Source organism: Bradyrhizobium sp. JR3.5, assembly GCF_054057015.1.
Map to the genome: position 1 here is coordinate 4606808 of NZ_JBSRYV010000002.1, position 12227 is coordinate 4619034.

A 12227-nucleotide genomic window follows, 5' to 3' on the forward strand; every position below is an offset into this window, starting at 1 on the left:
CACGCCAGAATGAAGGGGGTCCCGAAAAAGAAGCCTTCGCTAGCTTGAAACGACCATTGTGGCAATGCCGGGGTCTCGCGGCCGAGCCTGCGAAAAGCGTCAATTTCGCTTGATCGAGGCACCCAGGCGGGCCAGCGCGGCGCGCAGATCGTCATCCTCGACGGCGCCCAGGTTTGCCGCCTCCCGGGCCACGTCTTTGGCGTCGGGCGGGCGCGGCCGGGCGGGGCGGCCGCGGCGCAAAAGCGGCGCTTGCCGGATCGTCAGGCGGCCGACCGCGTGCCAGCCGAAGAAGCGGTTCACCCGCTCCAGGATGACGTCGGAGGAATGCTGGATCTCCAGCGCCATCGGCCCCTCGACCCGCAGCACCAGCGTGGCCGGCTCCTGCGGCTGGCCCTCCACCGGCCGAGGCCACTGGATCTTCAGCGGCTCGCAATAGGCCGCGATCCGCTCGCCCGCGATCTCGGCCCAGCGCGTCACCAGTTCGCGCGCGGCAAAGCCCTGCTTGGCATAGGCGTCGGTGAAGACGTCGCTGAGCAGGATCGACAGGGGCTTTGCGCTGATCGGGCCGGGTCTGGGCATGACGGGACTATAGCAGCAGTGGCGATGTGGCCGAAACCGTGTTCATCAATGTGGCCGCTCTTCCGTCCAAGGATAAGAAAGACGTGGATGCCCGGGTCAGGCCCGGGCATGACGTCGCGAGATTTGCCTTAAGATAGGTCCATGAGCTCGCGCGTCGCCGCCAAAACCAAACCGACCGACCGGCAAGCCGACGGCCCGGCACGGCTGCTGGCCTGGTATGACCGCCATCGCCGGCGGCTGCCGTGGCGCGCGGAGGCGGGGGAGCGGGCCGATCCGTACCGTGTCTGGCTGTCCGAGATCATGCTGCAGCAGACCACGGTCAGGGCGGTCGGACCTTATTTCGAGAAATTCCTGTCGCGCTGGCCCGACGTGACTGCGCTCGGCCGCGCCTCGCTCGACGATGTCCTCAGGATGTGGGCCGGGCTCGGCTATTATTCGCGCGCGCGCAACCTGCACGCCTGCGCGGTTGCGGTGCTGAATGACCATGGCGGAGTGTTTCCGGATACCGAGGAGGGGCTGCGCGCGCTGCCCGGAATCGGGCCCTATACCGCAGCGGCGATCGCCGCGATCGCGTTCGACCGCCGCACCATGCCGGTGGACGGGAACATTGAGCGTGTGGTCACCCGGCTCTACGCCATCCAGGAGGCGCTGCCGCAGGCCAAGCCGCTGATCAAGGCGATGGCCGCGACATTGCTCGGCCCGTCCCGCGCCGGCGACGAGAACTCTCGCGCCGGCGATAGCGCGCAGGCGCTGATGGATCTCGGCGCCACCATCTGCACGCCGAAGAAGCCGGCTTGCGCATTGTGTCCGCTGAATGACGATTGCGCAGGCCGCGCCCGCGGCGACCAGGAGACGTATCCGCGCAAGGCACCGAAGAAGAGCGGCACGTTGCGTCGCGGCGCCGCCTTCGTGGTGACGCGCGGCGGCGAGCTCCTGGTGCGTTCGCGCCCGGCAAAGGGCCTGCTCGGCGGCATGACCGAGGTGCCGGGATCGCAATGGCTTGCCGGGCAGGCGGATGCCGCCGGGCTGGCGCAGGCGCCGGAGCTCAAGGGCGTCACGCGCTGGCACCGCAGGACCGGCGTGGTCACCCACGTGTTCACGCACTTTCCGCTGGAGCTCGTGGTCTACACGGCCAATGTTCCGCCGCGGACCCGCGCGCCGGAGGGCATGCGTTGGGTGCCGGTGGCGACGCTGGACGGCGAGGCGCTTCCCAATGTGATGCGCAAGGCCATCGCGCACGGGCTGGATCTCTAGCGGGAGACGACCTGCTGACACCATGCTGGCAGCAGGTCTCGGCTAGGACTTCCAAAACGGAGGCCGCCATGATCGCAACCGCGCTCGACCGCATCCCGATGCCGCCAGTCGCCAAGCTGCTGGGGTGGCACGTGGCTGACGCACGTCCGCAGGACGGCTGGATCAGGATCGTGTTCGACGGCAAGCAGGATTTCTGCAATCCGGCCGGCTTCATCCAGGGCGGCATGCTGTCGGCGATGCTCGACGACACGATGGGCCCGGCGGTGTTCATCATGACCGAGGGCAGGCTCTTCACCACGACCATCACGATGAACGTGAACTTCCTCGCGCCTGCCAAGCCAGGACCGACCACCGGCGAGGCGACCGTCACGCAACTCGGCAAGACCATCGCCTTCGTCGAGGGCCGGCTGACCGCCGCGGATGGCTCTTTGCTCGCCACCGCGAGCAGCAGCATCCGCCTGGTGGAAGCGTCGCGGGTGCTGCGCTAGGGCGGCGCGCGCGCTATAGCAAACCCGTCATGCTGAGGTGCGAGCGGAGCGAGCCTCGAAGCATGCACGGCCACCAGCGCGGGCCGTGCACCCTTCGAGACGCCGCTTCGCGGCTCCTCAGGGTGACGGAATCATAGAGCGGCGCTTTGATGCACGCAGCACTTAGGCTCCCGCCCGCTGCACGATCGGCGGCTTGGCGTTCAGCCCCTCGACCTGGAAGCCGGCGACGCGCTTGTAGTTGGCGGCGATGTCTTCCAGCTCCTGCTGCGACAACACCTCGGTGACGACGCCAAAACCGTTGGGTGCGCGCTCCTCGACGAGCTGCATCACCTGTTCCGGGCCGTTGCGGCGGTTGAGCATCACGAGATCGGTGGTTGCCGGGCGCCGTTCGGCCTCATAGGCCAATAGCGCTGCCTGCGTCGGGCCATGCGCCAGGATCTCGCGCGTCAGCGTGCGCGCATCGAGGATCGCCTGCGAGGCGCCGTTGGAGCCGATCGGGTACATCGGGTGCGCGGCGTCGCCCATCAGCGTGACGCGGCCGAAGGTCCATTGCGGGATCGGGTCGCGATCGACCAGCGGATATTCGTAGGCATGCGGACAGTTCCGGATCAGGCCGGGCACGTCGAGCCAGTCGAAATTCCAGCTCTCGAACCACGGCAGGAACTCGTCGAGTTTTGCCGTGCGGTTATAGTCCTCGCGGCGCCACTGATAGGTCGGCGGCATGTGGCGCTCGGCGACCCAGTTGATGTCGAACTTGCCGTCGGGGCCGGCCTCCTTCGAGATCGGATAGCAGACGAATTTCAGGATCTCGTGGCCGGCCATGATCATGGTGCGGCCGGTCAGGAAGGCATTGCCGCGGGTGATGCCGCGCCACAGGATGCGGCCGTTCCAGATCGGCGGCCCTTCCTGCGGATAGAGCTTCTCGCGCACCGCCGAATGGATGCCGTCGGCGGCGATCAGCACCGCTCCGTCATAGCTGCCGGCGGGCTTGCCGGTCGCCTTGTCGATGAAGTCGGCGCGGACGCCGTCAGCAGTCTCGGTCCAGCCGGTGAGATGATGGCTGGTCAGGATGTTCTCACGTCCCAGCCGTTCGGTCGCGGCGTCAAGCAGCAGCTGCTGCAACCGGCCACGATGGATCGAGAACTGCGGCCATTTATAGCCGGCCTCGAGCCCGCGCGGCTCGCTCCAGATCGGTTTGCCGTGCTTGGAGAAATAGGCGAGCTCGCGGGTCCGCACCGCGGATGCGTCGAGCACATCGTGCAGGCCGAGCTCGATCAGTTCGCGCACCGCATGCGGCAGCACATTGATGCCGACGCCGAGCGGCCGCAATTCGGGCACGCTCTCGAAGACGCGGCAGGGCACGCCGATCTGGTGCAGGCTGAGCGCCAGCGTCAGCCCGCCAATTCCGCCACCTGCAATGAGCACAGTCATGAAAAGCCCTCTCGATTGGCCATGGTCATCGCATGGCGGCACCGCCGCGGGCAAGGTCCGCGGCTCCGCGCGGGGTGGACGGCAAGGGAGGCTGCCGCTAACGTCCGCCGCATCCCAAAACAAGCCAGGCCGGGTTCGCACCGAACCGACAAGGCCCGCAGAGGACAACGACATGCTCAAGCTCTATACCGCCCCCGGCACCTGCGCCCTCGCGTCCCACATTGCACTGGCCGAGGCCGGCGCGCCCTATTCGGTCGAGCGGCTTGATTTCAAGATCAACCAGCAGAACAGCCCGGAGTATCTGAAGATCAATCCGAAGGGCCGCGTTCCGGCGCTGGTGACCGACCACGGCGTGCTCACCGAGACGCCGGCGATGCTGGCCTACATCGCGCAGACCTATCCGCAGGCGAAGCTCGCGCCGCTCGACGACGCCTTCGCATTCGCGAAGCTGCAGGCCTTCAATTCCTACCTCTGCTCGACGGTGCATGTCTGCCACGCCCACAAGATGCGCGGCGCGCGCTGGGCGACCCAGGAGACGTCGTTCGCCGACATGAAGTCGATGGTCCCGAAGACCATGGGCGCCTGCTTCAACCTGATCGAGCGCGACATGCTGAAGGGCCCGTGGGTGATGGGCGACAGCTACACGGTCGGCGACGCCTATCTCTACACGCTGACCTTCTGGCTCGATGGCGACGGCGTCGACATCGCGACCCTGCCCAAGGTGAAGGCGCATCGCGCCGCGATGGAGCAGCGGCCGGCGGTGCAGAAGGTGCTGGCTGAGCAGAAGGTGTAAGCGGATAAGCTAAGCCAAGAAGTCGGTGTCGTCCCGGCGAAAGCCGGGACGACATGTGGAGCGCGCCGCTACACCTTGCGCGTCTCCAGCTCCCGTCCGGTCTCCAGCATCAGCCGGCGCAGCCAGATCGAGCCGGGATCCATCTGGGCCCGTGTCGGATAGAACATATGCTGCTCGTCGATGCCGGGATCGAGCGGCGGCGTCACCGTCACCAGCGATAATTGTTTCGCCAGCGCGGAGATCAGCCGGCGCGGCACGAAGGCGACGAGGTCGGTGCGCGCCGTGACGTGCAGCGCCTCGATATAGCCCGGCACCACCAGCGCGATCCGTCGCTGAATGCCCTTGGCGCGCAGCCAGGTGTCGATCAGATCCTCGTTGTGGCCGCGGATGATCACGGCGACATGCCGCGCGGCGAGGAACGCCTCGCGCTTCCTGAGTTTGACGCCGGCGGGGTGACCGCGCCGCACCGCCAGCGCATCGATGTCGGTGTAGAGCCGCTGGCGGTGAAATCCCTTGAAGGAATTGCCGATCGAAATCACGAGATCGATGGTGCGGGCGAAGTCGGGCGTGAAGATCGCGGAGCTCCGCCACGGCACCACGTCGATGGTGACGTTCGGCGCCAGCTGCGTCACCTTTTCCATCAGCCGCGGCATCAACAGCTCGACCGCGAGGTCGGGCATCATCAGGCGGAAATGCCGTTCGCTGCGCGCGGGGTCGAAATCATCAGATACGAACAGCGTGCGCACCTGGTCGAGCGCCTGTGCCAGCGGTGAACGCAGCGCCTGCGCCCGCGGCGTCAGCTCCATTCGCGCGCCGTTGCGCACCAGCAGCGGATCGCCGATCAGGTCGCGCAGCCGCTGCAGCGCGTGGCTTGTCGCGGGCTGCGACAGATTGAGCCGCATCGCGGCGCGGCTGACATTGGCATCGCGCAGCAGGGCGTCGAGCGCGACCAGCAGATTGAGGTCAAGCGAATTCAAATTCATCAGGTGAATATATATCATACCACCTATCGATTGGAAGAATGTGCGCCGGCGCCGCATGATCCGGGGGCAAGGCGTTCTCACGCAAAGCGAATAGCGCTTCGCTCGGGGAAGTGCCTGAAAATCAGAGCCAATCCAACACAAGGAGACGCGCCATGAGCGCAGCCGACAACAAGAAACTGGTGCAGGAGATATTCGCGATCGCGGGCGATCCCGATCCCGCGGTGCGCGAGAAATCGCTGCTGGTGGCCAATCTCGCCGACGACGCGATCTGGACCGTGACCGGGCAATATTCCTGGTCGCGCACCTTCACCGGCAAGCAATCGATCATGAACGACCTGCACGGGCACGTCCGCTCCAGGCTGGTGGAGCGTGGCCGCACCATCGCCCACCGCTTCATCGCCGACGGCGACATCGTCGCGGTCGAGGCCAAGGGCAACAACCTCACCAAGGACGGCCAGCGCTACGACAACGATTATTGCCTGGTGTTTCGCTTCGACGGCGGCCGGATCAAGGAGATCCGGGAATATTGCGACTCGGTGCTGACCGAGAAGGCGCTTGGTCCGTTTCCGGCGGCCGCGGTTCGCGCGGCGGGTTAGGTGTGTGGTTTTTTTGTTTTTTTTTGGGTTTTTGTTTTTTTTTTTTTTGTGGTTGTTGTGTTTTGTGTTTTTTTTTGTTTTTTTTTTTTTTTTTTTTTGTTTTTTTTTTTTTTTTGTGTGTGGGTTGGGGTGGTGTGGTGTGTGTGTGTTGTTTTTTGTTGTGTGTGTTGTGTTTTTTTTTTTTGGTTTGTGTGTGTGTGTGTTGGGTGTGTGTGGTGTGGTGTGTTTTTGTTGTGTCGGGCTCGCGGCGTGTGTGTCGGGCTCGCGGCGGCGCTCGCCTGGATCAGGCAGTGGCGTGAGAACCGGCGCGCATGGCGGCAGCTTGCTGCCATGAGCGAACGCGAGTTGCAGGATATCGGTATCTGCCGCGTCGACGTCGTCGACCACGGCCGGTATGACAAGGGCAGGCCGTACTGGCCACCGTGAGAGCGAAAGGATCGCAGCATGCAGGGTGGGCATGGCGCTGTGCGTCTTTGCCCACCCTGCGCAGTGCTTACGCCACCTTGGACTTGAGGTGGCCGAACATGATGTCGCGGGCCGCGTCGTCCATTTCCGCCTTGAAGGTGTGCTTGTCCTTCAGCGCGATCGCGCGCGCCGCCGCCGGCCGCGCCGAGATCTCGTCGACCAGCCGCTTCACGTTCGGATATTTGGCGTAGCCTTCCTCGCCGAGAATGAACGGCGCCATCCGCGCCCAGCCCCAGAACGCCATGTCGACGATCGTGTAGCTGTCGCCGACCATGTAGCGCTGTTTCGCCAGGTGATCGTCGAGGATCTTGTAGTGGCGATGCGCCTCGTACTGGTAACGGTTGTTGGCGTAGTCGAGGTCCTTCGGCGCGAAATGCTTGAAATGCACCGCCTGGCCGGAATAGGGGCCGAGGCCTGTCGCGATGAACATCAGCCAGGACAGCGTCGCGGCGCGGTTGGCCGGCGTGTTGGCGGGCAGGAACTTGCCGTTCTCCTCGGCGAGGTAAAGCAGGATGGCGTTGGAGTCGAATACCAGCACCCCGTCGTCGTCGATCGCCGGCACCTTGCCGTTCGGGTTGACCTTGAGGAATTCCGGCGCGAACTGCTCGCCCTTGCGGGTGTCGACCGGGATCGCCTCGAACGGCAGGCCGGATTCTTCCAGGAATAGGGCAACCTTGTTCGGGTTCGGCGCGCCGTTGAAATAGAATTTGATCATGAAGGGACTCCCTTGGTTCTGTGACCGGCGAGATCGGGACGCGGCGGGGCAAGGCCGCTTGGCCCCTCATGCGCAAAATTCGCTGCAATGCGCAAGCGACGAGTTTGTGAATCAGGGTCGCGTGGCGCGCTGGTCAACTGCCCCAGAAGAAGCCCAGGATACCCGCGACGATCAGCGCAATTCCCGCGACGTCCAGCACGGCGGCGGAGCGGGTCGCGGCGTGCAGGTTGGAAAGCTGCGTCGCGCGCTCGGAGCCGCGGGCATAGCCGTGCACGATGATCTCTTCATTGAACTCGCCATGCGCCTCGAGGGCGAGCGTCAGGCCGACGCAGACCAGCAGGATGCCGAAAATGATCAGGCCGAAGAATCCGAGCAGGCCGATCAGCAGCATCGGAAACATGCCGAGCAGGAAGACCGGCAACAGCGGCACCAGCAGCAAGGTCTCGGATTGTCTTCGCATCGGGCGACCAATCGAAACGGCAAGTCACGGACGTCAATGTAGGCCCGGCGCCGCGGCGCAACAAGGCGGCCACGTTCAAGACAGCGTCATCTTTTGTCATTCCGCGGCGCCGCGAAAGCGGCGAGCCCGGAATCTATCAGGCCGCAGTTTATGTGGCGCGATGGATTCCGGGTTCTCGCTCCGCGAGCCCCGGAATGACAGCGATAGAGGACCGTAGGATGGGTGGAGCGAAGCGATACCCATCGATCACACGGCACGAAGGTGATGGGTTTCGCTTCGCTCTACCCATCCTGCGGTGCCGCATTCGCGGCCGCTCAGCCCACCGCCATCTCGGAGCGGATCTCGGCGCGCAACTCGTCGATCAGCCTTAGGCCGGTCTTGGTCTCGACGTGCCAGAAGGTCCAGCCGTTGCAGGCGCCGGAGCCCTGCGCGACCGCGCCGATGCGGTGGATCGAGCCGACCTTGTCGCCGAGCATGATGGCGCCGTCGGCGCGCACCAGTGCGCCATGGCGCTTCTTGGCATCGACGAGTTTCGCACCGGGCACGATCATGCCGCGTTCGATCAGTTCTGAGAATGCCACCCGCGGCGCCTCGCGTGCGGTCATGAACGGGGCCAAGGTCTCGGCCGGCAGCGGCTCGATCGCGGCGATGCGGGCTTCGGCGGCGGCGGCATAGGTCCGGTCGCGCTCGAAGCCGATATAGTTGCGGCCGAGCCTCTTGGCGACCGCGCCTGTCGTTCCGGTGCCGTTGAACGGATCGATCACGAGATCGCCGGGCTTCGACGACGACAGCAGCACGCGGGCGAGCAGCTGCTCGGGCTTCTGCGTCGGATGGACCTTCTTGCCGTCGTCGCCCTTGAGGCGTTCCTCGCCGGTGCACAGCGGGATCAGCCAGTCGGAGCGCGCCTGCACGTCCTCATTGGACGCCTTCAGCGCTTCGTAATTGAAGGTGTAGCCCTTGGCCTTCTCGTCGCGCGCGGCCCAGATCATGGTCTCGTGCGCGTTGGTGAAGCGGCGGCCGCGGAAATTCGGCATCGGATTGGACTTGCGCCACACGATGTCGTTCAGGAGCCAGAAGCCGAGATCCTGCATGATCGCGCCGACGCGGAAGATATTGTGATAGGAGCCGATCACCCAGAGCGTTGCCGACGGCTTCATCACGCGGCGGCAGGCGAGCAGCCAGGCGCGGGTGAAATCGTCATAGGCAGCGAACGACGAGAACTTGTCCCAGTCGTCGTTGACGGCATCGACATGCGATTCGTCGGGGCGCTTGAGATCGCCCTTGAGCTGCAGATTGTAGGGAGGATCCGCGAAGACCAGGTCGACCGAGCCGGCCTGAAGCTTCGACAACTCGGCCACGCAATCGCCAATGACGATGTGGCTCGACGGGGCACTCTCAAATTTAGTGCGGGGCGCCCTTGCAGACGCCCCGCGACGCGACACTACCATGACTCAAGAACTCTGACTCAGGCGACGCTGTCGGCGACGCGGGACTAAACAACCGACTGGCGCCACATTGACCCGGCAAAGTAAAAATCGACTTAATTGGAAATGTTCATGCAAAAGATTGCAGCAGCTTTCGAACGGCGTGGCGCATTGTCGTTGGCGTTGTGCTGCAACATCAGCGCGTTCGGCGAAAAATTTTGCGGATCATCAAACCGGCACGATTCGACCGGTAAATTGCCGTTGCTTGCAGCGGTTCGCACTGCAGAGGATGCGCGTCTGCGTACTAGGCAATTTTTGCCGGGCAGGATATTGATTAACAGAATGGAAATTTTAGGTTGGTGTGTCCCGCAATGGGGCGCCGACTGGAATGAAGGGAAACCGCCATGCGCTATGATGATTTCCGCCGCAGCGACGATATCGAAGACCGTCGCGACGACAGCGGAGGCGGCGGCGGTGGCGGCTTCGGGATTCCGATGGGCGGCGGTGGCGGGCTCGGCATCGGCACGGTCATCGTGCTCGGCCTGCTCGGCTATGCCTTCGGCATCGATCCGCGGATCCTGATCGGCGGCGCCGAGATTCTCACCGGCGGCGGCCAGGCGCCGAGCTACCAGACCGATCGGCAGTCGTCGGGCGGGCAGGCCAAGCGCGGCGCGCCGACCGACGAGATGGGCAGCATGATCGCCGGCATCCTCGGCGAGATCGACGATCGCTGGAGCGAGATCTTCCAGGCCTCGGGCCAGACCTACACCGGTCCGAAGATCGTGCTGTTCCGCAACGCCACCAATGGCGGCCGCTGCGGCATGGCGCAATCGGCGATGGGGCCGTTCTACTGCCCGCCGGACAAGACCATTTTCCTCGACACCGGCTTCTTCCGCGAGGTCGAGACGCGTTTCCGCGGCTGCTCGGGCAACGCCTGCAAGTTCACCGCGGCCTATATCATCGCGCATGAGGCCGGCCATCACATCCAGAACCTGCTCGGCATCATCCCGCGGGTGAACCGGCTGCAGCAGCAGGCGGGTAGCAAGGCCGAGGCCAACGCGCTGCAGGTCAAGGTCGAGTTGCAGGCCGATTGTCTGTCCGGCGTCTGGGTCAACCGCGAGGAGAAGAAGCGGCCCGGCTTCCTCGAGGCCGGCGACATCGACGCCGCGCTGACCACGGCGAACGCGATCGGCGACGACACGCTGCAGCGGCAGGCGACGGGCAGGGTGGTGCCTGATTCCTTTACCCACGGCTCCGCCGCGCAGCGCAAGCAATGGTTCATGACTGGCTACCAGCAGGGCACCGTGCAGGCCTGCAACACGTTCGGCGGCGGTTAAAGGATCGGAAGCATTTGAGCGTCATGGCCGGGCTTGTCCCGGCCATCCACGTCTTTATCTTTGATAGACTGCAAAGACGTGGATGCCCGGGACGAGCCCGGGCATGACGAGAAGATGCAAATCATGTCCTCGATCGACGAATCCAAAACGTTCATCCCGCTCAACATTGCGGTGCTGACGATTTCCGACACCCGCACGCTGGCGGATGACAAGTCGGGCACCACGTTGGTCGACCGTCTCACCGCGGCCGGCCACAAGCTCGCGGCACGCGAGATCGTCACCGACGATGTCGAGGCGATCCGCGCCGTGATCCGGCGCTGGATCGCCGACCCCGGCGTCGATGCCGTCATCACCACCGGCGGCACCGGTTTTACCGGCCGCGACGTGACGCCGGAGGCGGTCGAGCCGCTGTTCGAGAAGCGGATGGACGGCTTTTCGATCGCGTTCCACGTGCTGAGCCACGCCAAGATCGGGGCATCGACGATCCAGAGCCGCGCCACCGCCGGCGTTGCGGGCGCGACCTTCATCTTCTGCCTGCCCGGTTCGCCCGGCGCCTGCCGCGACGGCTGGGACGGCATCCTGGCCGCGCAGCTCGACTACCGCACGCGGCCCTGCAATTTCGTCGAGATCATGCCGCGGCTGGACGAGCATCTGCGCCGCCCGAAGGCCAAGGGCGCGAGCGTGTAGCCACCACCGTCGTTCCGGGCCTGCGCCTAACGGCGCATCCCCGAATGACGAGATATGAAGTTCTAAAGATCCAACTCCCACGTCTCCCCGACCAGGTCGACGCCAAAGCTGTGGTGCTTCTCTTCCTTAATCCGCTGAAAGCCGGCACGTGCATAGATGCCGCGCGCGGGCGAGCAGGATGCTCTGGGTCCACAGCGTCATCTTCCCGTAGCCCATCTCGCGCGCGGAGCGGACGCACTGGTCGACCAGCGCGCGGCCGACGCCAAGCCCGCGCGCCTTCTCCTCCACCGCGAGCAGCCGCAGCTTGGCGACCCCGTCGCCGCCGTTGACCAGGAAGACCGAGCCGACCGGCTCGCCGTCGACCTCCGCGATCCAGCAATGCTCGCAGGCCGGATCGAACGATCGCAGAAACTGCGCGCAGATATCGGCCACCAATGCCTCGTAGCTGATGTCCCAGCCATATTCCTCCGCGTAGGCGCGTCCCTGTTGCGAGATCACCCAGCCGATGTCGCCGACGCGGTGACTGCGCAGCAGGAAACCCACCGGCTTCCCGGCCGGCGGCTCCAGCGACTGCTCGATCGTGCTCATGGCACTCACCACGGCCGCACGGCGGTCGCCGTCCATCTGCTTCAGCAGCGCGCCGACCTCGTTGCGCGAGCGGCGGTCGAGATCGGCGGCAGCAGTGCGGCCCTTGGCGGTGAGGGCCACCTCGTTGACGCGCTTGTCGGCCTTTGACGGCTTGCGGGTCACGATCTGGCGGCGCTGCAGTGCCGCCAGCGTCCGGCTGACGAAGCCGGCATCGAGGTCGAGATCGCGCACCAGGTCGGTCGCGGTGCAGTTCGCGCGATGCGCGAGCTCGTAGATGATCCGCGCTTCCTGCAGCGTGAATGTCGAGTGCAGCAACTTCGGCTCGATGATGCCGAGCTTGCGGGTATAGAACCGGCTGAAGCCGCGGACTGCGGCGACCTGGCTCTCGAGGGCGGTGTCATGGGAGTTTGATTTCATCAAACATATT

Annotated in this window: 13 protein-coding genes and 1 pseudogene; 7 read left to right on the forward strand and 7 right to left on the reverse strand. The window is 64.9% G+C overall.

What is annotated here, in order from left to right; genetic code table 11:
• Positions 1-99: 99 nt before the first annotated feature.
• A complete protein-coding gene (locus tag ACVWW1_RS39025) occupies positions 100-579 on the reverse strand; it encodes a DUF721 domain-containing protein (RefSeq protein ID WP_456659543.1) in 480 nt (159 codons plus the stop codon).
• Between the two features lie 141 nt (positions 580-720).
• On the opposite strand from ACVWW1_RS39025, the gene mutY reads away from it, so the two are divergent.
• Both mutY and ACVWW1_RS39035 read left to right on the forward strand, forming a co-directional pair.
• Entirely contained in the window at positions 721-1833 is a 1113-nt protein-coding gene (gene mutY, locus ACVWW1_RS39030) for an A/G-specific adenine glycosylase (protein WP_456659544.1), read from the forward strand.
• A 68-nt stretch (positions 1834-1901) separates the two neighbouring features.
• Positions 1902-2321: a PaaI family thioesterase gene (locus tag ACVWW1_RS39035; RefSeq protein ID WP_456659545.1), complete on the forward strand. Its 420-nt coding sequence runs from the start codon at positions 1902-1904 to the stop codon at positions 2319-2321.
• A 162-nt stretch (positions 2322-2483) separates the two neighbouring features.
• On the opposite strand, the gene ACVWW1_RS39040 is transcribed toward ACVWW1_RS39035, so the two are convergent.
• A complete protein-coding gene (locus ACVWW1_RS39040; protein ID WP_456659546.1) occupies positions 2484-3752 on the reverse strand; it encodes a flavin-dependent oxidoreductase in 1269 nt (422 codons plus the stop codon).
• A 172-nt stretch (positions 3753-3924) separates the two neighbouring features.
• Here ACVWW1_RS39040 and ACVWW1_RS39045 point away from each other — a divergent pair, with 172 nt between their 5' ends.
• The gene (locus tag ACVWW1_RS39045; RefSeq protein WP_456659547.1) at positions 3925-4545 is read left to right on the forward strand and encodes a glutathione S-transferase family protein; all 621 of its coding nucleotides are present in this window, start codon (positions 3925-3927) and stop codon (positions 4543-4545) included.
• 68 nt (positions 4546-4613) lie between these two features.
• Here ACVWW1_RS39045 and ACVWW1_RS39050 read toward each other — a convergent pair whose 3' ends face one another.
• A complete protein-coding gene (locus ACVWW1_RS39050) occupies positions 4614-5528 on the reverse strand; it encodes a LysR family transcriptional regulator (protein WP_207840733.1) in 915 nt (304 codons plus the stop codon).
• Positions 5529-5680: 152 nt separating this feature from the next.
• Between ACVWW1_RS39050 and ACVWW1_RS39055 the strand changes: the two genes are divergently transcribed.
• Both ACVWW1_RS39055 and ACVWW1_RS39060 read left to right on the forward strand, forming a co-directional pair.
• Entirely contained in the window at positions 5681-6124 is a 444-nt protein-coding gene (locus tag ACVWW1_RS39055) for a nuclear transport factor 2 family protein (protein WP_207835685.1), read from the forward strand.
• Positions 6125-6373: 249 nt separating this feature from the next.
• The gene (locus ACVWW1_RS39060) at positions 6374-6550 is read left to right on the forward strand and encodes a DUF1127 domain-containing protein (RefSeq protein ID WP_456659548.1); all 177 of its coding nucleotides are present in this window, start codon (positions 6374-6376) and stop codon (positions 6548-6550) included.
• A gap of 67 nt (positions 6551-6617) precedes the next feature.
• Here the strand turns inward: ACVWW1_RS39060 and ACVWW1_RS39065 are convergent, their stop codons facing one another.
• From ACVWW1_RS39065 to ACVWW1_RS39075, 3 genes are all read right to left on the reverse strand, one after another.
• Entirely contained in the window at positions 6618-7304 is a 687-nt protein-coding gene (locus ACVWW1_RS39065; RefSeq protein WP_176533140.1) for a glutathione S-transferase family protein, read from the reverse strand.
• 133 nt (positions 7305-7437) lie between these two features.
• A complete protein-coding gene (locus tag ACVWW1_RS39070) occupies positions 7438-7764 on the reverse strand; it encodes a hypothetical protein (RefSeq protein ID WP_092124568.1) in 327 nt (108 codons plus the stop codon).
• Positions 7765-8078: 314 nt separating this feature from the next.
• Positions 8079-9212, reverse strand: coding sequence for a site-specific DNA-methyltransferase (locus ACVWW1_RS39075; RefSeq protein ID WP_173641249.1), 1134 nt, complete (start codon positions 9210-9212; stop codon positions 8079-8081).
• 380 nt (positions 9213-9592) lie between these two features.
• Between ACVWW1_RS39075 and ypfJ the strand changes: the two genes are divergently transcribed.
• Positions 9593-10525 (forward strand): KPN_02809 family neutral zinc metallopeptidase, encoded by a 933-nt coding sequence (ypfJ, locus tag ACVWW1_RS39080; protein WP_229164855.1) that lies wholly within the window; start codon positions 9593-9595, stop codon positions 10523-10525.
• Between the two features lie 123 nt (positions 10526-10648).
• Positions 10649-11212 carry a molybdenum cofactor biosynthesis protein B gene (gene moaB / locus ACVWW1_RS39085; protein ID WP_456659549.1) on the forward strand — a complete coding sequence of 188 codons (564 nt, stop codon included), beginning with the start codon at positions 10649-10651 and terminating at the stop codon, positions 11210-11212.
• Positions 11213-11274: 62 nt separating this feature from the next.
• Here the strand turns inward: moaB and ACVWW1_RS39090 are convergent.
• Positions 11275-12217, reverse strand: a pseudogene (locus ACVWW1_RS39090) (bifunctional helix-turn-helix transcriptional regulator/GNAT family N-acetyltransferase).
• Positions 12218-12227: the final 10 nt, after the last annotated feature.